Origin of the sequence: Halobaculum sp. EA56 (assembly GCF_051195075.1) — an archaeon.
GTDB lineage: Archaea > Halobacteriota > Halobacteria > Halobacteriales > Haloferacaceae > Halobaculum.
In genome coordinates this window covers 226,313-248,589 of record NZ_JBNTJX010000001.1, presented here as the reverse complement: position 1 = coordinate 248,589, position 22,277 = coordinate 226,313, and the positions used below count along the sequence as shown (strand labels likewise).

Annotated in this window: 39 protein-coding genes; 27 read left to right on the top strand and 12 right to left on the bottom strand. The window is 63.3% G+C overall.

The features are described 5' to 3' along the window. Positions 1-62 precede the first annotated feature (62 nt). Together ACQUQ1_RS01310 and ACQUQ1_RS01305 are read right to left on the bottom strand one after the other, a co-directional pair. Positions 63-1,433, bottom strand: coding sequence for a hypothetical protein (locus tag ACQUQ1_RS01310; RefSeq protein ID WP_435062446.1), 1,371 nt, complete (start codon positions 1,431-1,433; stop codon positions 63-65). Positions 1,434-1,547: 114 nt separating this feature from the next. After that, a complete protein-coding gene (locus tag ACQUQ1_RS01305) occupies positions 1,548-2,045 on the bottom strand; it encodes an AAA family ATPase (protein ID WP_435062445.1) in 498 nt (165 codons plus the stop codon). 157 nt (positions 2,046-2,202) lie between these two features. Between ACQUQ1_RS01305 and ACQUQ1_RS01300 the strand changes: the two genes are divergently transcribed. Together ACQUQ1_RS01300 and ACQUQ1_RS01295 are read left to right on the top strand one after the other, a co-directional pair. Next, a complete protein-coding gene (locus tag ACQUQ1_RS01300) occupies positions 2,203-2,802 on the top strand; it encodes an archaellin/type IV pilin N-terminal domain-containing protein (protein ID WP_435062444.1) in 600 nt (199 codons plus the stop codon). 312 nt (positions 2,803-3,114) lie between these two features. Next, a complete protein-coding gene (locus tag ACQUQ1_RS01295) occupies positions 3,115-3,396 on the top strand; it encodes a hypothetical protein (RefSeq protein ID WP_435062443.1) in 282 nt (93 codons plus the stop codon). Positions 3,397-3,503: 107 nt separating this feature from the next. Here the strand turns inward: ACQUQ1_RS01295 and ACQUQ1_RS01290 are convergent, their stop codons facing one another. The 7 genes from ACQUQ1_RS01290 to ACQUQ1_RS01260 all read right to left on the bottom strand — a co-directional run bounded on the left by ACQUQ1_RS01290 (position 3,504) and on the right by ACQUQ1_RS01260 (position 7,180). Beyond that, a complete protein-coding gene (locus tag ACQUQ1_RS01290) occupies positions 3,504-4,367 on the bottom strand; it encodes a hypothetical protein (protein ID WP_435062442.1) in 864 nt (287 codons plus the stop codon). Positions 4,368-4,669: 302 nt separating this feature from the next. After that, positions 4,670-5,740, bottom strand: a complete 1,071-nt coding sequence (locus ACQUQ1_RS01285; RefSeq protein ID WP_435062441.1) for a tyrosine-type recombinase/integrase — start codon at positions 5,738-5,740, stop codon at positions 4,670-4,672. After that, positions 5,737-6,324, bottom strand: a complete 588-nt coding sequence (locus ACQUQ1_RS01280; RefSeq protein ID WP_435062440.1) for a J domain-containing protein — start codon at positions 6,322-6,324, stop codon at positions 5,737-5,739. The genes ACQUQ1_RS01285 and ACQUQ1_RS01280 overlap by 4 nt, the downstream gene beginning before the upstream one ends. Continuing rightward, positions 6,321-6,545, bottom strand: coding sequence for a hypothetical protein (locus ACQUQ1_RS01275; protein ID WP_435062439.1), 225 nt, complete (start codon positions 6,543-6,545; stop codon positions 6,321-6,323). The genes ACQUQ1_RS01280 and ACQUQ1_RS01275 overlap by 4 nt, the downstream gene beginning before the upstream one ends. A gap of 1 nt (position 6,546) precedes the next feature. After that, positions 6,547-6,738, bottom strand: coding sequence for a hypothetical protein (locus ACQUQ1_RS01270; protein WP_435062438.1), 192 nt, complete (start codon positions 6,736-6,738; stop codon positions 6,547-6,549). Continuing rightward, entirely contained in the window at positions 6,735-6,860 is a 126-nt protein-coding gene (locus ACQUQ1_RS01265; protein WP_435062437.1) for a hypothetical protein, read from the bottom strand. The genes ACQUQ1_RS01270 and ACQUQ1_RS01265 overlap by 4 nt, the downstream gene beginning before the upstream one ends. Further along, a complete protein-coding gene (locus ACQUQ1_RS01260) occupies positions 6,860-7,180 on the bottom strand; it encodes a hypothetical protein (RefSeq protein WP_435062436.1) in 321 nt (106 codons plus the stop codon). Before ACQUQ1_RS01260 ends, ACQUQ1_RS01265 begins: the two co-directional genes overlap by 1 nt. A gap of 250 nt (positions 7,181-7,430) precedes the next feature. On the opposite strand from ACQUQ1_RS01260, the gene ACQUQ1_RS01255 reads away from it, so the two are divergent. From ACQUQ1_RS01255 to ACQUQ1_RS01235, 5 genes are all read left to right on the top strand, one after another. Further along, entirely contained in the window at positions 7,431-7,682 is a 252-nt protein-coding gene (locus ACQUQ1_RS01255; protein WP_435062435.1) for a MarR family transcriptional regulator, read from the top strand. A gap of 4 nt (positions 7,683-7,686) precedes the next feature. After that, positions 7,687-8,025: a hypothetical protein gene (locus ACQUQ1_RS01250; RefSeq protein ID WP_435062434.1), complete on the top strand. Its 339-nt coding sequence runs from the start codon at positions 7,687-7,689 to the stop codon at positions 8,023-8,025. Positions 8,026-8,219: 194 nt separating this feature from the next. Next, positions 8,220-8,912: a hypothetical protein gene (locus tag ACQUQ1_RS01245; RefSeq protein ID WP_435062433.1), complete on the top strand. Its 693-nt coding sequence runs from the start codon at positions 8,220-8,222 to the stop codon at positions 8,910-8,912. Positions 8,913-8,917: 5 nt separating this feature from the next. Then, positions 8,918-9,439 (top strand): hypothetical protein, encoded by a 522-nt coding sequence (locus ACQUQ1_RS01240; protein WP_435062432.1) that lies wholly within the window; start codon positions 8,918-8,920, stop codon positions 9,437-9,439. Beyond that, a complete protein-coding gene (locus tag ACQUQ1_RS01235) occupies positions 9,439-9,861 on the top strand; it encodes a hypothetical protein (RefSeq protein ID WP_435062431.1) in 423 nt (140 codons plus the stop codon). Before ACQUQ1_RS01240 ends, ACQUQ1_RS01235 begins: the two co-directional genes overlap by 1 nt. Before the next feature lie 28 nt (positions 9,862-9,889). On the opposite strand, the gene ACQUQ1_RS01230 is transcribed toward ACQUQ1_RS01235, so the two are convergent. Beyond that, the gene (locus tag ACQUQ1_RS01230) at positions 9,890-10,240 is read right to left on the bottom strand and encodes a hypothetical protein (RefSeq protein WP_435062430.1); all 351 of its coding nucleotides are present in this window, start codon (positions 10,238-10,240) and stop codon (positions 9,890-9,892) included. A 255-nt stretch (positions 10,241-10,495) separates the two neighbouring features. Here ACQUQ1_RS01230 and ACQUQ1_RS01225 point away from each other — a divergent pair, with 255 nt between their 5' ends. Both ACQUQ1_RS01225 and ACQUQ1_RS01220 read left to right on the top strand, forming a co-directional pair. Beyond that, positions 10,496-11,212, top strand: a complete 717-nt coding sequence (locus ACQUQ1_RS01225) for a hypothetical protein (RefSeq protein ID WP_435062429.1) — start codon at positions 10,496-10,498, stop codon at positions 11,210-11,212. Between the two features lie 85 nt (positions 11,213-11,297). Next, positions 11,298-11,954, top strand: coding sequence for a recombinase family protein (locus ACQUQ1_RS01220; protein WP_435062428.1), 657 nt, complete (start codon positions 11,298-11,300; stop codon positions 11,952-11,954). A 2-nt stretch (positions 11,955-11,956) separates the two neighbouring features. On the opposite strand, the gene ACQUQ1_RS01215 is transcribed toward ACQUQ1_RS01220, so the two are convergent. Continuing rightward, positions 11,957-12,826 carry a hypothetical protein gene (locus ACQUQ1_RS01215; protein ID WP_435062427.1) on the bottom strand — a complete coding sequence of 290 codons (870 nt, stop codon included), beginning with the start codon at positions 12,824-12,826 and terminating at the stop codon, positions 11,957-11,959. Positions 12,827-13,245: 419 nt separating this feature from the next. Between ACQUQ1_RS01215 and ACQUQ1_RS01210 the strand changes: the two genes are divergently transcribed. The 3 genes from ACQUQ1_RS01210 to ACQUQ1_RS01200 are packed head-to-tail and all read left to right on the top strand — an operon-like array spanning position 13,246 to position 14,674. After that, positions 13,246-13,989 carry a hypothetical protein gene (locus ACQUQ1_RS01210; RefSeq protein WP_435062425.1) on the top strand — a complete coding sequence of 248 codons (744 nt, stop codon included), beginning with the start codon at positions 13,246-13,248 and terminating at the stop codon, positions 13,987-13,989. 54 nt (positions 13,990-14,043) lie between these two features. After that, on the top strand, positions 14,044-14,283 hold the full coding sequence (locus ACQUQ1_RS01205; RefSeq protein WP_435062423.1) for a DUF7557 family protein: 240 nt from the start codon (positions 14,044-14,046) through the stop codon (positions 14,281-14,283). Continuing rightward, positions 14,273-14,674 carry a PIN domain-containing protein gene (locus ACQUQ1_RS01200; RefSeq protein WP_435062421.1) on the top strand — a complete coding sequence of 134 codons (402 nt, stop codon included), beginning with the start codon at positions 14,273-14,275 and terminating at the stop codon, positions 14,672-14,674. Before ACQUQ1_RS01205 ends, ACQUQ1_RS01200 begins: the two co-directional genes overlap by 11 nt. A 43-nt stretch (positions 14,675-14,717) precedes the next feature. Here ACQUQ1_RS01200 and ACQUQ1_RS01195 read toward each other — a convergent pair whose 3' ends face one another. Further along, positions 14,718-15,002: a hypothetical protein gene (locus tag ACQUQ1_RS01195; protein WP_435062419.1), complete on the bottom strand. Its 285-nt coding sequence runs from the start codon at positions 15,000-15,002 to the stop codon at positions 14,718-14,720. A 132-nt stretch (positions 15,003-15,134) separates the two neighbouring features. Between ACQUQ1_RS01195 and ACQUQ1_RS01190 the strand changes: the two genes are divergently transcribed. The 15 genes from ACQUQ1_RS01190 (at position 15,135) to ACQUQ1_RS01120 (ending at position 22,275) form a co-directional block, all read left to right on the top strand. After that, entirely contained in the window at positions 15,135-15,368 is a 234-nt protein-coding gene (locus ACQUQ1_RS01190; protein ID WP_435062417.1) for a hypothetical protein, read from the top strand. Beyond that, a complete protein-coding gene (locus ACQUQ1_RS01185; RefSeq protein ID WP_435062415.1) occupies positions 15,361-15,522 on the top strand; it encodes a hypothetical protein in 162 nt (53 codons plus the stop codon). The genes ACQUQ1_RS01190 and ACQUQ1_RS01185 overlap by 8 nt, the downstream gene beginning before the upstream one ends. After that, positions 15,519-16,550: a hypothetical protein gene (locus ACQUQ1_RS01180; RefSeq protein ID WP_435062413.1), complete on the top strand. Its 1,032-nt coding sequence runs from the start codon at positions 15,519-15,521 to the stop codon at positions 16,548-16,550. Before ACQUQ1_RS01185 ends, ACQUQ1_RS01180 begins: the two co-directional genes overlap by 4 nt. Continuing rightward, a complete protein-coding gene (locus ACQUQ1_RS01175; protein WP_435062411.1) occupies positions 16,547-16,753 on the top strand; it encodes a hypothetical protein in 207 nt (68 codons plus the stop codon). The genes ACQUQ1_RS01180 and ACQUQ1_RS01175 overlap by 4 nt, the downstream gene beginning before the upstream one ends. Continuing rightward, the gene (locus ACQUQ1_RS01170; RefSeq protein WP_435062409.1) at positions 16,750-17,418 is read left to right on the top strand and encodes a hypothetical protein; all 669 of its coding nucleotides are present in this window, start codon (positions 16,750-16,752) and stop codon (positions 17,416-17,418) included. The genes ACQUQ1_RS01175 and ACQUQ1_RS01170 overlap by 4 nt, the downstream gene beginning before the upstream one ends. Then, positions 17,415-18,029 (top strand): hypothetical protein, encoded by a 615-nt coding sequence (locus ACQUQ1_RS01165; protein ID WP_435062407.1) that lies wholly within the window; start codon positions 17,415-17,417, stop codon positions 18,027-18,029. The genes ACQUQ1_RS01170 and ACQUQ1_RS01165 overlap by 4 nt, the downstream gene beginning before the upstream one ends. Further along, positions 18,026-18,583 (top strand): hypothetical protein, encoded by a 558-nt coding sequence (locus tag ACQUQ1_RS01160; protein ID WP_435062405.1) that lies wholly within the window; start codon positions 18,026-18,028, stop codon positions 18,581-18,583. Before ACQUQ1_RS01165 ends, ACQUQ1_RS01160 begins: the two co-directional genes overlap by 4 nt. Continuing rightward, positions 18,576-18,929 carry a hypothetical protein gene (locus ACQUQ1_RS01155; RefSeq protein ID WP_435062403.1) on the top strand — a complete coding sequence of 118 codons (354 nt, stop codon included), beginning with the start codon at positions 18,576-18,578 and terminating at the stop codon, positions 18,927-18,929. Before ACQUQ1_RS01160 ends, ACQUQ1_RS01155 begins: the two co-directional genes overlap by 8 nt. Beyond that, positions 18,926-19,708 carry an ATP-binding protein gene (locus ACQUQ1_RS01150; protein ID WP_435062401.1) on the top strand — a complete coding sequence of 261 codons (783 nt, stop codon included), beginning with the start codon at positions 18,926-18,928 and terminating at the stop codon, positions 19,706-19,708. Before ACQUQ1_RS01155 ends, ACQUQ1_RS01150 begins: the two co-directional genes overlap by 4 nt. Positions 19,709-19,710: 2 nt before the next feature. Continuing rightward, a complete protein-coding gene (locus ACQUQ1_RS01145; protein ID WP_435062399.1) occupies positions 19,711-19,872 on the top strand; it encodes a hypothetical protein in 162 nt (53 codons plus the stop codon). Between the two features lie 85 nt (positions 19,873-19,957). After that, positions 19,958-20,248 (top strand): hypothetical protein, encoded by a 291-nt coding sequence (locus tag ACQUQ1_RS01140; protein WP_435062397.1) that lies wholly within the window; start codon positions 19,958-19,960, stop codon positions 20,246-20,248. Further along, on the top strand, positions 20,249-20,731 hold the full coding sequence (locus tag ACQUQ1_RS01135) for a hypothetical protein (RefSeq protein WP_435062395.1): 483 nt from the start codon (positions 20,249-20,251) through the stop codon (positions 20,729-20,731). A gap of 3 nt (positions 20,732-20,734) precedes the next feature. Further along, positions 20,735-21,469 carry a hypothetical protein gene (locus ACQUQ1_RS01130; RefSeq protein ID WP_435062393.1) on the top strand — a complete coding sequence of 245 codons (735 nt, stop codon included), beginning with the start codon at positions 20,735-20,737 and terminating at the stop codon, positions 21,467-21,469. Between the two features lie 3 nt (positions 21,470-21,472). Next, positions 21,473-21,727 carry a hypothetical protein gene (locus tag ACQUQ1_RS01125; RefSeq protein ID WP_435062391.1) on the top strand — a complete coding sequence of 85 codons (255 nt, stop codon included), beginning with the start codon at positions 21,473-21,475 and terminating at the stop codon, positions 21,725-21,727. Next, positions 21,724-22,275 (top strand): hypothetical protein, encoded by a 552-nt coding sequence (locus ACQUQ1_RS01120; RefSeq protein WP_435062389.1) that lies wholly within the window; start codon positions 21,724-21,726, stop codon positions 22,273-22,275. Before ACQUQ1_RS01125 ends, ACQUQ1_RS01120 begins: the two co-directional genes overlap by 4 nt. Positions 22,276-22,277 lie beyond the last annotated feature (2 nt).

Below are 22,277 nucleotides of genomic sequence, written 5' to 3'. Positions count from 1 at the left end.
GGCGACGAGGGAAAACTGTGACAGATCGAGGACGCGCGCTCGGCGGGGACGGGCGCGCGGTCTCAGATCCCGAGGCGGTCGCGCACGGCGAGGACGCCGCCCGCGAGCACGAGCGCCAGGGAGACGAGCGTGAGTCCCACCTGCGTCTCGGCGAACCAGACGGGCGCCCACGGCGCGGCCGCCCGGACGCCGACGACGAGCGTCGACAGCACGGGGACGCCGGAGTCGGCCGGGCCGGCCGAGCCGTCGCCGGTCGCCGTCGGGAGGTCGCGCTCGGTGCCCTGGAACTCCCGGGGGACGCGGTCGGCCTCGTACGGGATGCGCTCGGTGGGGTACGACCAGACGGCGGTGCCGTTCTCGTCGATCTCGACGATCCGCTTGTTCAGGGTGTCCGTGATCAGCGTGTGGCCGTTCGCCAGGCGGTCGGCGTCGCGGGGCCAGTGGAGCGACCGCCCGTCGACGCTCGTGACGGTCCAGGCGACCTCCCAGTCGCCGTCGGCGGTCCGGTGGAGTTCGACGACGCGGTCGTTGTCGGAGTCGGCCACCAGCACCGCGGCGTCCTCGGAGACGGTCCGCTCTCCCGGCTCGCCCTCGATGTCGCCGGCGATCCACTGCGGGTTGTGCTGGTGGTCGAGCACCTCGGGGTTCCCGCAGCGAACGTCCCCGTCGCCGTCGGTGTCGCGCAGCTGGCCGTTCCGGGTGCAGGAGTCGTCGGAGGAGCCCTCCACGTCGGCGTTGATCACCTCGACGACCTCGCCGCCGTCGTCGGTGCGCTCGACGATCACCAGCTGGTTCGCGTTGCGGACGGAGACGAGGAACACGTCCGCCGCGACGCGGTCGATGTCGTTGATGTGGAGCCAGTCGGTGCGCGTGGGGTCGGCCGGCGCGTCGTACAGCTCGGAGGCGTTCCACGTCCAGACGACCTCGCCGCCCTCGACGATCATGATCCGCTCGTGGTCCATGTCGGTCATGGCGAAGCCGCCGCCGGGCAGGGGCTCGGCGTCGTGGATCTCGCTGTTCGACTGCGAGCGCACGGGGAAGCCGTACTCCTCGACGACCGACGGTCCGCCCGCGGCGTCGGGGTCGATGACCCGGATCCCGGTGTGCGCGCACGGCGACTCGTAGGGGCCGCAGTCCTCGTAGCCGCCGTCCATGAACCCCGCGAGCACGCGGCCGTCGGGGAGCCGCTGGACGTCGAAGTAGCTGTCCGCGGAGTCCTCGCGCCACTCGACCTCCGACCCGTTCAGGAGGTAGGCGCTCCCGTACTGGTGCCAGCCGGCGCCGCCCCCCTGCGAGCCGACGAGCGTCAGCCGCTCGTCGCCGTCGCCGGCGACCGCGCCGCCGCGGTCGGGGGCCAGCGCCGCGCTCCCGGCGACGGTCAGCCCGAACAGGAGGACGCCCGCGAGGACCAGCTCGACCGCGCGTGTACCCATGGCGGAAGCCGAGCCGGGCGCCGAGCAAAAGCCTTCGGACTCGTCGCTCCGGGGACGATCGGGGGACTACGGGGGGATCGGCGGCGGCAGGTCCCGGCGCGGGCGCCGCCGCGCTCAGAACAGCTCCCGGACCCGCGCCCGCGTCTCGTCGAGGTCGCCGGAGTTGTCGACGACCGCGGGGTCCGCCACGGGCTCGAACTCCTCGCGCAGGAGGTCGTACACCTCCACGTCGGCGTCGGAGGCGTCGCCCTCGCGGGCGCGGATGCGCTCCTTCGCGACCGCCTCCTCGCAGACGACCCGGACGAGCCGGAAGTCGGCGCCGTGGCGGTCGGCCAGCGTCCGCGCCCGGTCGCGCCGGGCCGCGCGGCGGAAGGTGCCGTCGAGCACGACCGGGTCGCCGTCCGCCAGGAGCGTTCCGGCCCGGTCGAACACCGCCTCGTAGGTCCGACGTGACTCCTCGGCGGTGTACTCGGGCGAGGGGAACAGCTCCTTGCGGACCACGTCGGTCCGGAGGACCTCGGCGTCGAGGCGGTCCCCGACCGCCCGCGCGACGGTGGTCTTGCCCGCGCCCGGGAGCCCGCAGACGACCGCGAGCGACGTGGTGGTCGGCATCCGATGTGGACGCGAGTGCGGCGGGATCCGGGTAATGTCCGTCGGTTCTGGTCGACCGTCGGCTATCGGCTCCGATAATTCGAGCGGCATCGATTAATAGCCCGTTCCGGAAGGAGCAGTCACTCCGTTACCGGGAGTGGAAGACGACACCAAACCAATGTTCGAATTCATCACGGACGAGGAGGAGCGCGGGCAGGTGGGCATCGGGACGCTCATCGTGTTCATCGCGATGGTGCTGGTGGCGGCGATCGCCGCCGGCGTCCTGATCAACACCGCCGGCTTCCTCCAGAGCAAGTCACAGGAGACCGGCCAACAGAGCAGTAAACAGGTCAGCGACCGCATTCAAGAGGTCTCGACCGTCGGGCACGTCACGTCCAACGAGGTCGACTTCGTGAACGTGACGGTGACGCAGGGCGCCGGCGCCGGCGAGATCGACCTGCAGAACACCACCGTCACCTGGATCGGCCCCCAGGGGACGTTCCAACTCACCGCAGCGGGCGACTTCGACGACACCTCGAACGCGACGGGCGACGTGTTCACCTACGACGTCGTCAAGGACAGCGACTCCAGCGCGCCCGTCCTCAACGACAACGACGACCGCCTGCAGTACATCTTCGACGTCGACGATTTCTCCCCCAGCAACCTCGGTGAGGGCGACGAGGTGACGATCAAGGTCAACACGATGGCCGGCGCGACCACGAGCATCCGGTTCACCGTGCCCGAGTCGCTCGGCAACAAGGAAGCCGTCGAGCTGTAGCTGCGAGACGGCCCCTCGGTTCTCTCGGTCCTCGCGGTTTCATCGGTCGCCAGCGGCGGCGCCGGTCGTCGGCTCGGCGACCGTGCGTTCGGCACCGGGGCGATCCCGCCGACCGCCCCGTCACCCGTTTCGTTACACCTCGCCGTTACATACGTCTCCGGACCGGAGGAGTCGGTAGACCTCATGGCGACGCCTCATCACGACAACGGATAGCGGGTCTCCGAGAACTGGGACGCCGTATTCGAGGCGCTCTCGACCGAGCCGCGTCGTCAGCTCATCGTCTCGCTGCTGGACGCGCCGCCGGACGGGTCGGTGCCGCTGCCGCGGAGCGCGGTCATGCCGAACGTCCCGCCGGACCCCGACACGCTCCGCGTGCGGTTACGCCACGTCCATCTGCCGATGCTGGCGGAGATGGGGTTCGTCACGTGGGAGGCGGACCCGTGGCGCGCCTCCCGCGGTCCCCGGTTCGACGAGGTCGGGGCGGTGTTCGAGGCGCTCCAGTCGGACGCGATCGAGATCCCCGATTCGCTGGTCGTCGGCTGTCGGCGGCTCGAGGCGGAGCGACAGGAGCGACAGGAGCGTCTCGACCGCTGACGGCCGCCGTCCGTCGGTGGTTCGACCTCGGCGTGTCCACGGCGTACGCCGGGTGGACCCGACGGTCGTCGCCGTGTGGGACCTCCCGCCGACCGCCCGACGGCCGCTCACCCCTCGACGACGCGGACGGACGCCGACCGGCTGCCCCCGGGCCAGACGAACTCGTAGTCGATGTCCGCCTCCCCGTCCCCGACGCGGTCCGCCATGCCGTCCGAGACGAGTTCGACCTCCTCGCCCGGCACGTCCCACGCGACGGTCTCGCCGGGGGGGATCTGTCGCGAGATGACCGCGATCGGCCGGTGCGGCTGCCACCCCTCGGCGTTGATGCCGCCGACGAACCGCCCGAGGACGTCGCCGGCGTTGGTCACGGCGACCCGGAAGGACGTGCGCCCGCCCAGGGCGACCGTCGGCTCCACCTCCCACCGCTCGACGGACAGCGGCGGGAAGGGGGCGGCCAGCCGCGCGCGTACCTGCCCGTCCGGGCGCCACTCGCCCCCCGGCCAGACGAAGGCGGCGTCGCCCGCGTCGCCGGTCTCGGGGAGTTCGAAGATGACCCATCCGCTCCCCCCGTCGGCCTCGTAGCGGGGCGCCGACTCGGAGTCGAACTCGCGGTGCAGATCCGGCGTCTCCGTGGGCTCCAGCGGGGGATAGGACCCGCCGTCGAACCGGAAGGAGAGGTCCGAGCGCGCCGGTGCCGGGTCCGCGGACGCGGAGACGCGCAGGAAGAGGTACTGAGACGACGACGTCGAGTGCAGGTCGAGGTAATCCACGTTCAGGGCGACGAGCGCCGGCTGGAGGGCGTCGAACTCGACCGACAGTTCCACGTCGTCCGGGGGCGTCGCCGTTCCGGAGGTGGTGCCGGCGCTCGTGGTCGTCTCGCCGTCTCCGCTCGTGGTAGTGCCGGTTCGCTGCCCCGACGTACAGCCGGCGAGGCCGCTGCCACAGAGAGCGAGGACCGTTCGTCGGCGCATACCCGTGCTTGCTCTCAGCGTCGTGAATACTTTGTGTGGGGAGGGTGGCGCGTCCGTACCCGGAGAGCGGCGTGATCTCCTTCGGAAGTCCGTCTCAGCCGCCACCCACGTCACGCGGTTCGTCACCGTCCGGCGGGTCGCGCCGTACTCGGCGTATGCCCGACGGCGTCCCGGAGACGCCGCTCCGGACGCTCCTCGACGGAAACGGAATGCGGGAGAAGTGGGCCGGCGCGAATAACGCGCGATCTCCGCCGTAGGAGGCTTCTCGAAGGCGATTCTCCAATTCGCTGCAGGCGTCGTTGTTACTCATCGTCGTCTACCTCGAAGCCGAGTTGCTCCACGTACTCGCGGCGGCTGTGCATCCGGTCGCGGCGACGCTGCCACCGCTCCTCGCGCGTCGCCCAGTCGTAGTGGTCCTCGATCACGCTCACCGAGGCGTTCACCCGCTCGGCGACCACCTCGGGCGGGAACCCGATGTTGAGTTGCCACGTGATCGAGCCAGTCCTGATCTTGTGCGGCGACCGCGACGACGGGCACTTGCTCGACTGGCTGTAGATCGTCCAGTCGCACGTCTCCCGCTCCTTGTCGTGTGGGCACGGCGAGTGGAGACACGGCTGCGTCGCCATGTACGACCAGTTCCGCACCGTGTTGGGCGTTGGCCGGCCCTTGGTACTCGCCAGGAGCGGCAGCCGACCGTGCTCGTCGCTGGTCTCGTGACGCTTCTCGCGGACGTACTCCCGCAGATAGCCCATCACCTCCTCGGGGAGTCCGACGGGGCGCTCCCCGCGGATCTTGTTCTTCAGCGGCGTGCCCGTGTCGGGGCGGTGGTGGAACTCGACGAACCCGTCCTCGTAGTTCACGTCGCGGACGTCGAGCGCACGGAGGCCGCCCTGTCGCGCTCCCGTGAACCACGCGAGTTCGAGGAAGATGTGGGCACGAGTCGCCCGAACCGACGGATCCGATCGGTAGTGTTCGAGCAGGGCGAGGGCGGCGTCCCGCCGGAGCGACACGTCGTCGGAGCGGTCCTCCGGGTCGAGGTCGGGGATGCGGACGGCCTCGTGTAGATCCTCCTCGACGGCGCCGAGTTGTTCGTCGAGGTAGCGAGTGAACGTCTTGAGCGTCCACATCTCCGCCTCCAGGGTCGCGGGTGCGACCTTCCCGCTCCGCAGGTCGTTGTACTCGTCGAGGTCGTACCGGCGGAGGTCGCCGACCGTCTCGATGCCGACGCCCTCGCACCACTCCACGAAGATCTTGAGCCGGTACTTCCACGACTTGACGCTCGACTCGGTCGCGTCCGACCGCCGGCGACGGAGGTACCGCTCGACCGCGTCGCGAACCGGCAACTCGGACGGGTCGGGGCGCTCGCGGGTCACTCGTCACCCCCGAGCAGCCGGTCCCGCGCCTTCACGACGCGCCCGTACGCCTCGGCGTCGCCGCCGTGGTCGGGATGCACGTCCTTCACGCGCTCCCGGAAGGCCGCGCGGATCTCCTCGTCGTCGGCGTCGGGGTCGACGCCGAGCACCTCGTGGGCGCCGGCGGTCGCGACGACGACACCCTCCTCCTCATCGCCGCTGGGGAGCTGGGCGGCCGCGAAGTTCGCCGCGCCGGTCACGACCGGCCGCTGGTTGCGCATCCGCGTCTCGTGGATCCACTTGTAGATCCAGCGGACGTTGTCGCGGAGTCGCGGGCTGGCGTCGCAGGCGACGGCGAACTGGTCGCCGTCCTTCGTCCACCGAAGCACGAACCCCGGATCGTCCGGGTTCGCGTTGTGCAGCGGCAGGCCGTTGCTCTTCGTGTGCTGGTTCGCGATGGACGGCCGCCAGTCGTCCGGGTCGAGGCGGTCCATCTCGGCCGCCAGTTCATCGGTCGTCTGCCCGAGCGTCGCATCGAACGCGCGATACGGCTCGCGCTCGTGGGGCGGCGTGCGCTCGAAGCCGTTCGGCCAGTCGAGCGTCACGCGGACGCACCTCCGTCGCTGGCGGGGTCGGCATCGAGATCTCCGTCCGGACCACACACGCCGCACCAGTTCCGGTGGGCGGGCGGGAAGGAGTCGAGCGACACCTCCCGCGGCGTCGTCGTCGCGAGCTGGGGACAGTCCGGGACGAGGTGGAGCTTCCCGCCGTTGGCGCCACGGTGAGCGCTCTCGTAGGCGACCTCGGGGAGCGCGTCGGCGTTCACGTCAGACCACCTCGTAGTCGGCCGCGCCGCACTCGCCGCACCACGCCATGAACACGACCTGGATTTTCTCCGATGGCACCGTAGCGTCGGTCGACTCCACGACCGGGCGGCACGTGCTGTACTCTTGGCCGTCACAGCCCTCGGCGTGCAGCTTGTGCAGCAGACCGAGCATCTGAGAGCCGCTGCGGCTCATGCGTCGGCCTCCGTCCGGGCGGTGACGCGTAGGCCGTCGGCGGCGAACGCCTCGGCGACCCACGCTAGTTCGGTCTCGTAGCCGCCCGCGGCGCCGTGGATCGTGTAGGTCGTGCGCGCCATCACGCACCCCCGTCGTGGTCGATCACGGCGAGCACCTGGCCGACCGTGATGATCTCCTCGGAGACGCCGTCCACCCAGACGCTGTCGCCCGCGCGGTGGGTCACGACGCCACGAGTCCGGATCCCGGCGTGGTACTCGACGACGTCGCCGACCTGCGGATCCGACAGCGCGTGCTCCTCGCACACGGGAAGCCGGTAGTCGCCGGCGACGCGGACGCCCGCGGCCGGCGCGCCGCAGACGGCGCATCCGCTGCTGTTATCCGAAATCGGTCCCTCTCGGTCGGTGCGGGCCTTCGTGCCCGCGCTTACGGTTTCGGTCATCCGTGGTTTCCCACGGAACCCGGCCACAGCGCGGTGTTTGGGCACCGCGCCGTGGTTTCCGTCTAAGTCTCACCAGCCCATGCTTTCTCGCGCTTCGGGCTCCGCGAGTTTACCACAGTATTGCCTAGCATATAGTAGTTATGTCTAGACCTACTACGATATTCTATTCCTGACAAATAACACATCGCCTGTATACTGAGGTAGTATGAGACAATCGGCGCGTTGGATGGTCCTGCTCGATGACCGAATTATGGAGTTCATCGACGAGCAGGGTCCGTCTCTGCCGTCCAACATCGCCGATGACGATCGGATCCCGTACGGCGCACAGCACATCGGGAACCGGTGTCGGAAACTCGCGGACGCTGGCTTCCTTGAGAATCTCGGAAACGGCGTGTACATCCTCACTGAACAGGGAACAAGGTATCTCGCAGGCGAGTTCGCAGCCAACGAGGAGGTCCCCGATGCGCCTGATGGAGCCGAAGCGGGGGCTAACGGGGCGTGATCCAATGACAGTCAGGAGGATGTCGCGGTGGATGATGAGGCTCGATGAGCGGGTACTCGAACGACTCCAAGAGGAGGGTTCGGGGACCGCGTGGACCATCGCCTACGACATCGAAGAGAATCACATTCGCGTCTATCACCGGCTCCGTGTTCTCGCTCATGCCGGCTTCGTGGATTACGTCGCTCGCGAAAGGCTGGAGGACCGCTGGGTTATCACTGACTGGGGTCGGATGTATCTGGATGGCGAGGTTGACGCGGATCTGCGGCGGCCGAATCCGTCGCCGCGGCCGCCGGATAAGGTGCGGCCGGGATGGTATGCGGGGTTTGAAAGTGTGCAGGGATAAGGGGATTCGATAAAGAGCTTTTGTCGATAGACGTATGTCTGAATCCAACTCGGCTTAGGGATGGACCAGCTACAAATAGATATTTGATTAAAATACTACCCTGAGTTGATGCTGCATACAGATTGATAGACAGCTCAGCACTGTTTTATATTACACAGCGGGGATTTATCAGGATTGAGCAAGAGTGACATCATATGTCTAGTAACAATTTTGGGTACGATGATAGCGAAAGCAACTACGCGGAAGATCTTGTGAGCTTTAGAAAAGAGATACTTGAACGAAAAGACAGAATTAGCAAATCCTTTAAAAAAATTAGTCAGGGGGATATTCGCCATGGATCCATTCGATCGGTAATAGGACCTCTCACAGATAGCATAAGTGACGTCAAAGACAGAGAATCCGAAGTATTAGTTTCTGCTTCGAATGCTCTGTTATATGTTACAATGAATAGAGACACGGAGTTAGCTGCAGAAGTTAGCGAGATGACAGATGATAACAAAAACCAATTATCTAATTTTTTGATGGACTTGATTGTGGAATACGGGGAGGAGCTTGAAAGGATCAGGTATAGGATTACACAAGGCGAGCGCTGGTGGAGTTACGTTGAATCTGATTTTATAGTTACTGGCGAATCAATAAATGTCGAGCATAAAGTTGAAATAGATAGATCTGACGTAGTTACATTTCAATCTGCACCGAGTTCTGAATGGAACCTAATTAGGCACCTAATTAGAACTCAAGCAGACTTTTTCGATCAAGCTGGAGAAGACGCTGGTGTCGGAGCCTTAGACCCAAGATTACTCGCAGACTGTATCGTGATGCTTGAGCAAATAAAGGATATAGCAGAAAATAATGGAGTCGAGATCCCGGTCGAGGAGAACGAATAATGTCGGTGAATGAAGATCAGGGAGGATTCCCCGATAGAGATCAAAGGGGAACAGTTCCTGATGACGTAAGTTCTGGTATCCCGAGACAAGATCCAGGAGTATCTAATGAGACATATACATCGGGGAGTATTGGAGGAGAAAGCGATATTGAGGATATTAAAAGTAGGGTAGATACCCAGAGGAATATAATAGAACAAAACCAGAGACTACGCCAAGAGCATAATCAAAGAATCTCAATCTTAGAAGAGCAATACGAAGCATTACAACAGGAGATCAGGGGGATTAACGAACCCATGAACTCTTCTGATGTAGAAGATATAGTAAAAAGAGTTATTGGCTCTAAATGGGGTGAAACCAAGATTAGAAACGAAATATTTACTCTAGTTATTAATCCTTTATTGGTATTGTTCGGTTCAGTTTTAACAATTGCCGGAATTGGGGCTATTTATACAGGATCCGTAATCGTTGGATTGCTCGCTTTAATCGCACCTGTGATTCTGGCCTATACGATGGTGTTCTCTAATTAATGTTTAGAATAAATGAATTTAGAAAGTCGTCTCCTATTACCCTCACAGAGTATTTACTATTCATCGTATTGCTTTTATCCGGAGTAGTTTCTGTATTCGGTCCAATCAACATAAGAATATCGAATACCTATTCATTTTACATTAATAATAATATACCACCACAATTAGGCATCATGCTTATTTTTGGTAGTGTAGCTTGGGCATTTATTACAAATTATATGAAAATGGTCCTTGATACACATCTTCAAAAATTGCTTTTTACGCCTATTTCTGAGGGGATTAATACTGATAGGCAGGGCTCCGAAAACCTGCAAGAGTCAAATAAGACACATGGATCAGGTGAGAAGGATTCAGATGGTAATGCTGGGACCCGATCCACCGAACACATTGACTCGGAAAGAAAAGAGACTGAAAGAAGCTGATCCCGTGTCAGACATGTCATAAAGCATATTATTTTATCAACCACTGATGCCGCGGATGCACCAGATCCCACTCCTCCAACTCCGCGTTCTTCAGGTAGTCACTCCGACCGGGGTACCCCGTCTCGACTGACTCGGCGTCGACGAGATCTTCCACGCCGTCGGCGTCGAACGCCGCCCGCACGAGCACCCGCCAGATGTGGTCCCAGTAGAGCGCGACCTCGCAGTCCTCGACGAGCCCGAGCAGCTCGAAGCGGCCCTCGTCGGCGTCGGTGAGGTGCTTCGTCATCGCGATCGCTTCGGACGGTGAGCGGTGCTCCGCGATCGTCCAGGCCAGTTCGCCGCGGACGTGTGTGAACGTGCCGTCGCTTGTCTTCGCCATCGAGTGGTAGAGTGGGTGGAAGGCGTATGAACGCGAGCCATGGGCGGAGCGGAAGTGGATCTACTTTCATTCCGCCGTCTCCCCAGAAGTATCCGTTCTTCAGGCGAGGATAGAATTGTGATTTTATAATGATGCCACGTAATTACGGTTTATATGGCCGATAAGCCTTTGAGACGGTTGAATACTGCTCTCAGAGACAGGTATGGCTTGAATATATTCATTCGATCTTTTTTGTTCATTCTTGCAATAGGACTGGTGTCCGCGTTCTTCGCGCTGGCTATTCTACTGGTGCAGGCGGTTCTGGTCTCGGATTTTAATGCGGCGACGAGTTTTGCCGCAGTTCTCTCAAGTATAGGTACAGTGTTTCTTGTGGCATTGACAGGATGGTACGCCACCGAGACAAGAGCAATGGCGAAGGAAGCGGAGCAGTCTCGAAAGGACGATCGGTTGCGAGAACAGAAAGCGAATGTACAGGAGAGGATCAATCTTCGACGTGCGCTCATTCAGGAGATTGGCAAAATCCGATATTACGGCCAGCGCGCGGAGCAGTACCACGTAGGTATAAGCGACCAGGATCTCGTGGCGCTTTCTGAAGTTTATGAGGCTAATTCGGACTCTATAGGAAAATTGACCGAAGAAGAGGTGGACGTTGTTGTAGAATATTATGCACGTCTCGTACAGTTAGAGAGTATGATTGACCTTCAGCGAGTATTTGACTCGCCTCACTACGGCGACTCTATTAGTAAGTATTTTAGATACATTCGTCTCTACCAGGGTTCGTTCTTTCAATGGATTACCCGGGGCTGGTTCAAGCCCAATTATAAAAAGAGAGAGGAAAGGGTGAGAGAGTTATATGACGATTTAGAAGATAGTCAGGAGCGGGCCATAGAAACTCTTGAAGAAAATTTGGCCACAGAAAGGGAAGAGTTAGAGGAGCTGCGTGGGCCCAGCGCCGATTCGAACAAAAAGTAATATCGCTTACTCTACGAGGAGAATACTGTAGTTCCTGCCCAGACTGGGCGTAAAGACTAGACATTAAGTCAGCGTAGAGGTGGGCATGACCGTCGCCTGTTACACCCGCGTCTCAACCGCCAAGCAGAATCTCGACCGGCAGTTGACCTCAACGAAAGAGTACGCCGAGGACACCCTCGGCGCGTCGCTCGCCGACATCGAGGTGTACCGCGACAAGTCGAGCGGCACCAACACCGCCCGCGACGCCTACCAGCGCCTCATGTCGGACGCGGAGGCCGGCGAGATCGACGCGGTCGTCGCCCACGAGGTCTCGCGCGTCGCCCGCTCGATTACCGACCTCGAACGGACCGCCGAACGGCTCCGGAAGGCCGGCGTCGAGCTGCACATCGTCTCCGAGTCGCTCGTGATGAAGCCCGACGAGGAGGACCCGTACCAGCGCGCGCTCTTTCAGATGCTCGGTGTGTTTGGAGAGCTGGAGGCCCGTATCAAGCGACAGAATATCCGGGAGGGGATCGCTGCGAGACAAGACTCCGACGAGTACCGTCATGGCCCGGCTCCGCTTGGATTCGAGAAGGACGACGGTCGGCTCGTCGAGGGGGCAGACTACCACCGAGTCGTTACCGTGCTGGAGCAGGTGGCAGCCGACGAGATGAGCCAACGTGCCGCAGCGAAGGAACTCAGCGCTGGCCGGAAAACAATTCGGCGGGCCGTCAACGAGCGATCCGAACTCTACGGTATCTGAGTTCACATCGCTAAGGAAAACAGGTAGAGTACAACAGTAATTAAACACATCAACGCGGATCCCCCAATCAATACGCGTTCATGTAGCCAAAACTCCACATCAGAAAACCGACTAAACTCGGCCTCATCATAAGTCAGCTCCTCAAATAGAGTTGGAACACGATGGTCAGTGGATAACTTCTCAGGCTGATTCTGAACCAAATTCACCTTTTGAGATAAAATTACCACCATTGGAGTGGGTATGACAATCAGAGCACTAGTTATTACCAGTCTATCAATATCTCCGGTAATAAGTCCAGAATAAGTTTGATAAGAAAATAGACCGAATATAATGCCTGCTAAAAGACGGAATACACCTACGTTGTACCGGTGATTCAGGATTTCTATGCGTTTGTCAGTATTAGTAACTACCTCCCACAAGTAGGATTCATAAGATTCTGTGTTCAGTTTCAATTCGTATAGTTTGATATCTTTGATGCCAAATATACTCGGTGAGGGAAGCTTTGATAAATCGGTAGATGAAAAGAGCGTGACTTCAATAAGCCTCATAAATCCAGTAATAGAAAAAGATACAGCCGCTCCGAGGATCAGAAAACAAAGAAGAATTTGTGTTGCAGCAAGTCCCTCTCCATACACTGGTCCGAGGATCTGTACGGACGGCCTGACCGCGGGTGATATTCCCTGGTATTTCACAAAATAGCCCGGGAAGATAGAATATAGTGTGAATACTATCGCGACAATAGTTAGTGCCAAGCCCGCGGTACCACGTGCTTTGGAGTTGAGATGTTGGATTTTACTTTGCTGTCTGGATGCTATATCTCTGAGATCCTCCGAAGATACGATAAATACTTGTTCATCATTTGGCTGTGTCACGTTGGGTGAGAGAGCACTCTGGCTCTTAATTCATTACACAGTCAATTGGTAGTAGATCGGTTATTTGGTTACTGTTGAACGGAACTCCTCCAGCGACAACCCCGGAGGATGCGTAATCAGTGACCTGTGGCCACGTGAATCACGGGCGTCACCTCCGTCTTGTGCTCTACCCCGACGCGTCGCGCCCACGGCCGGGGCCACACGGTCCGCACACTCCCGTTGTAATCCTGCGCGCTAATGCGCCCGATGTACGCCCCATTTCCGGGCGATAACTCGCTGTCAAGCTGTTTGACAATGGAGGCCTAGAACGCTGCAGTCTACGCGGTTCGGAGGTGCGAATTTGACAGGCTGTACCTCTGTAAAATCGTCTATGATCGCGTCCGAAAACCTCATTGTATTGCCAGCATCTGTCTTGGCACATGTCTTTATTATCCTTATTAGGCGAATTCGGGTTATCAGCGAGTGCCGCATTTGTAGCTTATCTAACTTGGAACGTGTACCAATCGCCCTACCTGACTGCTGAAAGTGCGGAAAAGAACGTTGTCATCTACAGCGACAAAGACGACACTGGTAGCCACAGTCGATTGACAGTGAAGAACATCGGTAAGATTCCGGCGAAGAACTGCAGAGCTAATCTTTGGATGTACGGTACACGTGAGAACGAAGCCATCTTCTCACTGATGCCGGTTCCATGGATATCACGCCGGGGGCAACTGATCGCGAATGACAGCGGGAATTTTTCGGAGGATGCTACAATTGGAGCTGGAGAAAATGCAGTACTACAGATATTTAGACAAACCAGCACTAACAGTGTGGTCCCCGAAAATAGGATTAACAGCGGTGACTCTGTCTGGCTACTTGCTGATCTCAGTGATGTCAACCAGAATGATGTGGATCTACTTACTGACGGCGTTTTGCTAAATGATGAACGGCTGGTACGCGATAATGATGCTAACTTTCGAAGTCAAAACGGAATGTCGATAGAAGACTTCGAACAAATAGAATGGGAAGAGGCGTTCGTTAGAGTGGAATCGTCAAACGGACAAGTATTGAAAGTTCCTCTGAGGATCCATGTGAGTGATGGTCGAGTTGAGTTCCAAGTAGATCCGCCATTGCAGAGTATCACTCACCGCATCATTACGTCGATTCGTAGAGCGACTTGACAGGCTTGGACAACCGGGGAAACACTGAAGCGCGCGTATATCTGAGTATACGACATGAGCAAGTCAGTTCGTATCTCCGAAAGTCTCCACGAGCGGATCAAGGCACACAAGCGCGATGATGAGACGATGGAGGACACCCTCCGTCGGCTAATCGGCGGACCGTCGCCGGACGAAATCGCGGGCATCCTCTCTGATGAGACCGCCGAGGGAATGCGCGACGCGATCGAAGCGAAGTCCGAGAACGCGAGCGACAAGCGCGAAAACCTCACCGATCGACTGAACGATGATTCTTGATACGTCGTTCCTGATCGCGCTCGGGAACGGCGACCGCGGCGCCTTCGAGACCGGACAGGAGCTCGCTGCGAGCGGGGAAGTCCAGTGGCTTCCGACGCCAGTGATACAGGAGTTGGAGTACGGTGTCGAGATGACTGGGTCTGAGGAGGAACAGCGACAATTACGAAACGCGATCCGGCTATATCCCGCAGTCGATGTGGACACGGAGATCGCGCGGCGAGCGGGACGGTTGCTCGCAAGCGCTGATCGCAAAGCAGGTGGCCCGGGGGTAGCCGGTATCGATGATATCGATGCGTTGGTTGCGTCTATCTCCGAACACCTCGGCGATCCGGTACTCACCGACAACGTTGCTGACTTCGAGGCTCTCGGCGTCGACGTTGAGACGTTCTAATACCGCTCAGATCTCCACTATCCCGCTCATCTCTCGGAGCGTGTTACTCTAATTTAGTGAGGAACTCATCCAGCGACAGCCCCGGCGGCAGCGACACCATCGCCCCGGTCGGCACGTGGATCACCGCCGTGACCGCCGTCTTGTGCCCGACTCCCGCCGCTCGCGCCCACGGCTGGGGCCAGACGGTTCGGACGCTCCCGTTGTAGTCCTGCGCGCTCACGTCCTGCTCGTACCAGGTCATCCCGGTCTCCGCCGCCGCCTCGGCCGTGCGGTCGGTATGCGCGGTCCGCCCGGCTCCATCATCACTACCCAATTGTGTCTCGCTCATCGCGGCCGGAAATAACGACCCCGGGATGATAACCTCCCGGTCGTCCGGTACGCTCGCATACCGTCCGCGCCGGTGTGTTCTCCTACTGTCGCAAGACGCCGTTATCGACCACGAGCGACCTTCACGAGCCGTATGGGCGTTTCTACCCTACACCGGAAAGAATCGGACGGACAGCACACCTACCACGTCGTCCCCGTCGAGGACGCCACCGGCGAGACGTACCCGCACACCTTCGAGGAGACCGCCGACGGGATCGAGTACCGCGGCGCCGGCGAGCCCGGCGATATCGACGAGCGCGACGACGCGCCCGCCTCGGCCGTCTCCCAGCTCGAAGCCTACACCGGCGAGTCCCCGGCCGATGCCTGACACCTACGAGCAGGCCGACGAGGCCGGGGTTCACACGCCCGGCTGGGACTGTGGCAACTGCGGCCGGCCGGGCTTCGAGCACGACATGGAGCAGACCCGCGACGACCAGGGGCGGATCTGCTACGACTACGTGTGTCCGGAGGGAGCGACGTGAGCGAGGCCGTCGAATTCGGGAGCAAGGCGGCCGCCGACCGCGCTCGCGAGGAGCACGCGGACCTCGTGTGCCCCGTGGACGACGACAAGCGGATGCGGACCGTTCACTTCGTCAGCGACGCGCCCGACACCCTGCTTGACCGCCTGCGAGCACAGGCCGACGAGGGCACCGCCGACCGCGCCGACGACGGTCCCGGCCAGGTCCCCCTCACCGACGCGGAGAAGGACCGCCTCGACTTCTCGAATGGCCGCGCCAACGTCCCGTGGGCACGGTCGATTAAGGGGCTTGCGCAGCGCCACGGCGTGAGCGACTGGACGAGCTACGTCGACCCGACCCTCACCGTCGACGAACACCGCGAGGTGATGGAGAACGCCGGCCAGGAGGGCGGCGGCGCCCGCGAGGACCCCGACCAGCGCGACGCCGCCCGCGAGGCCGACGCGGCCGCCGTTGAGCAGGCCGAGGGCTGCAACCACGCCCGCGGTCACTGCGAACACGGCGATCCCGACGCCTGCGAGTTCCTCCAGGAGGCCTGCGGCTACTCCGAGGAGGAAGTCTCGGACCTGCTCGCAGAACCCGAGCCAGCCACCGAGGACGCACCGACCGACGACGACGCCAGCCCGCTCTCGGCGCCGGAGGGTCTCGACGGCGCCCGGGTCGGCGCGTACCTCCGCTCTGTGCGGGGGTACCTCAACGCGACCGACGCGGCCGCCGACCACATCGAGAAGCTACGCGAGTCGCTGAAACACGCCAACGACGCGGCCCGTGCCATCAACGGGATCCGGAGCGACGCCGGGCTGGAGCCGATCCACTTCTCGAAACTGGAGGACGCGAACGCAGACCTCACCGACTTGGTGCGGATGGTCGCGGCGACCTGCGAGGAGTGCCACGCGGACCACGCCGAGCACGGTCACGATGTGACTGCCGGCGACCGCGAGGACGTGCGAGAGGCGGCCGTCGACGGCGCGCGGTCGACGCCCGTCGGCGTGAGCGAGGAAACCGAACGAGCGGCTACGGAGGCAGACTCATGACTGAAATCACCATCAAAGACCCGAGTGAGGGGGTCACGTACAGCGGTTACTGGAGCATCGAAATCGTCGAGGAGGGGGACGTGGTTGCGGAGACCCACCTGTCGCCCGACATGCTCCCCGACATCGACGACACCACGGACCTTCGGCGGTTCGTCGAGGAGTACGCCGACGTACTCCGGAAGTTCGAGGACGCCGGCCTATGAGCGGGGGCCACTGGTGTCCGGCCGACGAGTGCGGCTTCGGCGCTCGCGAGTACAAGACCGCGAGCAGCGTCCGGTCGCACATCAACGCGATGAGCGACGACGCCCACGACGACAAGCAGGCCCTCCGGGCGGAACTCGAAGCCCAAGAGCCGGGCGAGAGCGGGGGCGACGAGGCGGCGGAAGCGGCCCCCGAGGGCGCCGCTACCGACGCCCCGGGCGAGGAGAGCACCGACGAGCCGGCTCAAGGGGCGAACGAGCAGGCTCAAAGCGCCGAATCGGAGGCGACCGAAGCGGCCCCCGAAGGGGGTGCGACCACCGACGACATGGCTACCGACGACGAGTACCAGCGACAGCAGGGCGCACAGGGAGGCGAATCGACCGACGGCAGCGCGGCCGAGGGCGCCCCGGGAGGGGGCGCTTCGGGTGCCGAGGCGGCCGCCGCCGGGGGCCTGCTCGCCGGCTCGCTCGGCGGTGTCTCCCCTGCCCTGCTGCTCGGGCTGGCCCTCGGGGCGGTGCTCCTGGTGCTCCTCCTCACCGCCGACGGCGACGGAGACGATCCAGGCGACCCAGCCGGCTCAAGCGGCACGGAAGCCGGAGAACAGGGGGGCGGTGAAGCGCCCCCTGAGGGGGCCGCTAGCGAGTCCGGGGGTGGGCTGACCGCATGAGCGACCCGGACGAGCAGGGTGAATCCCCCGACGGCAGCGCCACCGAGAGCGGCGACGAGGGGCCGCCCGAGGGGGCCGAAGCGCCCCCTGAAGGGGCCGCTCCCGAGGCCGGTAGCGACGACGGCGACGAACAGCCGGCCATCGAGAGCGACGAGCAGGCGGTGGTCCCGAGCGACATCGACCCCGACGACGTCGAGGCCGAGGCCGGTGCCGACGACGGGAGCGACGACGACACCGACGCCGAGACCGCGGCCGAGCCGACCGAGCCGGAGAGCATGGCCGAGGCCGGCCCGGATCCGTCGGTCGCGAAGGCCGGCGAGATGTACGTCTCGGTGGTCCGGAGCGTGACGAACGCCCAGATCCGCAAGCACGGCGGCGAGAACGAGCTGGGCCGCGACCACTTCGAGCAGTACGACCTGGCCCACCATTTCAACGAGACGATGGACATGATGGGGGTGGGCAGTGACCTCGAACCGCACGAGGCGCTACTGTTCGCCACCGTTCTCTCGATGGGCGATGGACTCACTCGCGAGACGGACGTACTCGACAAGCAGATCGACCGGCTGATGGACAAGGCGCTCGGCGGCGACGGGGGTGAGGCGGCCGCATGATGCGGAACCGCGCGAAGAAGGCGCTGATGCGGAAGCTCCAGAACATGGGCGTCATCGACAACATGACCGCCGTGCTCGCGCAGGCCGAGCGGGAACTACTGACGACGGCCAAGCGCCTGGAAGACGCCCACGGCCGCGATACCATCGGCGAGGTGCCCACCGTCGAGGACCGCCAGAAGGACCTGAACGCGCTGATCGAGGCGCTGATGACCGGCGACTTCCGCGACCTGTGGATCGAGAACGTCGCCCCCGAACTGCTCGACACCACCGACGGCGTCGACAACTACCTCGGGATGGACGCCGACGAGTGGGAACGCCAGATCACCCGGTGGGCGGAGTCGTACCGCGACGGCGGCGCCGAGGGCGGCGACCGGGCGCTGGCGGCCCACCACGTCGCCGGCAAGTGGGGCGTGGACCTCGACACCTTCGAGGACCGCGTGATCAACTGGGACCGCGGGGAGGAGGCCGAGCGCCTGTTCGCGGGTAACTTCCGCGCCGTCCGCGACGTGATGGACCGCGCCGCCGACGACGCCGGGGGTGGGTCCGGTGAGTGAGACCGACAGCGAACCCAAGGACAAGAGCGACGTGTACCGCGAGCGGAACCTGAACGCCCTACTGGCGCTCCGGGCGCTGCACCTGCTCGACCAACACAACCTCACGAACGTGCCGATGGGCTACTGGCATGACACCGACGACGTGAACGGGGAAGCGTGGGCGGTCGTGTGGGCCGATCTCCCCGAGGAGGGCCAGGTCGGCTGGCACGTCCCCACTGAGATGGTCCCCGAGTGGCTCGACGAGCGCGATCCCGAGTACGACGGGTACAGCACACCCGAGAAGAACCGCCGGGTGGCGCTCGCGGCCGGCGTCGACCCGGACGCCGCCGGGGTCCGCGAGCCGTGACGCGCCGGCTGCTGGCCGCCATGAGCGGGCACGGGAAGTCCTACCTCGCGCAGTCGCTCATCGAGCGCAACATCCCCGAGTTCGAGCACGTCCCGGTCCTCGACTTCAAAGACGAATACAGGGGCTTGGTCAAGGCCGGGTTCGCGTCGCACTTCATCGTCGGACCGCGGGAGGCGTCGTGGTCGGTCGACATGTGGGTGTCGTTCCTGGCCGAAAACGGCGCCGTCGTGCTCGCTCGCCACACCCTCCCACCCGAGGAGTGGCGGACGGTCTGTGCCCGCATCATCAAGGCCGCGCGCCGCCTCGGCGACTCGCTCACGGCCATCGACGAGGCGCACTTCGTCGCCCCGCAGACCGGTAAGGTACCCGACGCCATCGAGGGGCTGGCGACGACTGGGCGGGGCGAGGGTGCATCCTCCCTGTGGATCACCCAGCGGCTCGCGAAGCTGGAGAAGACGGTCGTCTCGCAGTGCGACGAGACGGTCCTGGGAGCGTTCGCGGCCAAGCAGGACCGCAACCAGATCCAGGCGGAGTACCCCGTCGACGTCCACAACCCGGCGGTCTCGCGGGTGCCGTCACTCCCCGAGGAACTGCACGCACCCGATGCCGGCCCGGTCCCGCTCCGGCAGTTCGAAGACGACGCGGGCAACACCACCGGCTCCGAATGGGTGTTCGCGAACACCGCCGGCGAGATGGACCGCTGGGACACCCGCGGGCTCGACATGGAGTCGACCCACTACGGCCCCGAGGGCAACCCGATCCATGACCCCGACCTCTGACCATGCCCCGAGAACGCACCACCCTGCGCGGCGAGGACGCCGAACAGTTCGCGGACATCCGCGAGGAGATGAGCGAACACCGCCGTGGGGAGATGAGCAACGCGGAGGTCCTGCGCCGGCTCATGGAGCGGTACGAGCGTGACACCGCCCGCGGCCACCGCTGATCACCAGCGACGCACACAGGCCGTCACAGACGCACGCTGTGCGCAAGCCGCCTTTCTCTCGCCCCCGGGTCAACCCGAGCGCAGCATGGCCGACATGGCAGAAGCGTTCGACGCACTCGCATCGTTCGACATGTGGGAGGAAGTCGCCGTGATCCTCGCGGCGTTCTTCGCTCCGACTGTCCTTCAGAACCTCGTCTCCGGCTACGTCCCCGATGTGGTCGACAAGCCGGAGGCGTACGGCATCGCGGTCGCGGCCGGCGGCCAGCTTTCGCCGATGTACTCCCACGAGATCAGTATCGGCGGCGGGCTCTACACCGCCGACAAGGCCGCCGAGCGGTTCAACCTCAAGAGCACGGTCCAGGGGGTGGGGGCGTAGATGTCCGAAACCCTCTCGAACCTCGGCACGCGGCAGGTCGAGGCCACGGAACAGCAGAACGTCGCCGGACAGACGACCCCGATCCTGTCGTTCTCCCCCATCGACGGGATGGAGCTGGAGATCAGCAACATGGGCGGGGCCGGCTTCCCCGTGCAGTTCAAGTTGTACGACTCCAACGGCGACCAGCTTCCGCTCGACACCGAGGTGTACGTCCGCTGGGACGCCCCGCACCTCGACCAGCCCCAGGTCGTCAGTTACAAGCTCTCGAACATCGGCACGTTCCGCCGCCTGAGCATCAAGGAGCAGCAGAACGAGGAGTACCGCGACCGGACCCGGATCGAGCTGAAGGGCACGTCGCTGGTCGTCGAGGACATCGAGGACGTGGAGATCGCCATCAACTCCTCGGCTGTCGTCGACTGGTCGCAGGGCTCGGAGTTCTACTTCGACGACAAGGCCGTGACCGTCCGCTCGGAGGGCGAGTAACCCATGGCGGACGAGAAGGCCGTCCGCAAGCGGCTGGAGGCCGCCAGCGTCCACCGCGACCAGTTCGGAAAGGGCGACTTCGACTTTACCGCGGGGACGCCGGGCGACCGCTCGCGCGTCGCTCGGTTCCAGGCGAAGCGCGCCCACATGCTCCGGGAGACCGAGCCCGTCGAGTACGCCATCATGGCGTACGAGACGTTCACGACCGACGGGACCGCGGGCAACACGGAGACGTTCAACCTGAGCAACGACCTCGTGGACTCGGGTGCCACCGACACCAACCTCGTGCTGTACGAGGGCGGAGCGAGGGTGCAGCCCGACGCGGTGGACATCGCTGGCGACTCCTTCGACTACACCGACGACGGGACGAACAACACGCTCGGCGTCTACTACGCGGCGGGCGAGCAGGCCCAGCTCGAACTCGTCAAGGAGGCACCGAACGGGACGAAGGAACCCGTCGACTCCCGGCTCATCAACAAGATCCACCTCCGCGACAACGCGAAGGAGCCGATCACGCTCGACCTCTCCCGGTCGTACTGGCAGCGGTACGTCCCGACCGACTGGACGCTCGACCTGTACGTGGATGCCCCGTACACGGCGGCGTTCATGCAGGACGTCGACGGCGACGGCGAGCCCGAACCGGCCACCAACGCGATCCTGTCGGTGCCGTACTCGGCCGCGACCGGCTCCATCGACGGGCTGGGCGAGGTGGTCCGGACCGACGCCGCGAGGCGCTAACCCATGGCCGGCGGACTCACGCCCGACGCGGCGGCGGGAGCCCCGACGGGCACGGAGCCGTCGGACTCCCTCGTCGCCATCACCGAGAACGCCGACGCGCCTGGATACGCCGAGTCGCCCACCCAGCCCGGACCGCCCGTGTTCGAGAACGCGCTGGCGGGCACGTCAGTGACGCCCGAAGACATCCAGGTGGCGGCGGCGCTCATCAACGTGCTGCTGTTCGCGTCGCTGCTCTACATGGAGGTGAAGGGCCGGTGACGGGTGGACTCATGCGCGCCCTCGGCGGCGGTGGAGGTGGCAGCACTTCCACCGACTCCGGCGGGACGCGCGACCCCGAGCCGGACACGAGCACGGACTTCGAGACCGGCGACTCCGGATCGCCCGACCTCGACATGGGGCAGGCCGACCCCGGCGGCGGGCTGGAGTTCGACAGCGACGACTCCGAGGGCAACGTCGTCGACAGCGACGGCGACCCGGGCGGCCCCGTCACCATCATCAGCGACGGCAACACCGACGACTCGGCGACCGACGACGCCCAACAGGACCTCACCGACGACGCGCTCAACCGGACGGGCGGCGACTCGGACGGTTCCGGCGGGTCGAGCGGGAGTACCGACGGCGGGGACATTCCCAGCGGCGTCGTCGACGCCGAGGAGGGCGAGTACACCGGCGGCGGTACCGAACAGCCGGACAACTCGCCCGCGAATACCGGCGACTCCGGCGAGAGCGGGCCGCTCGCGGCGATGCCGATGAACGCGGTGCTCGTCGCCGCGGTCGTCGTGTTCCTCGTCTACGGGGGTGACTGACT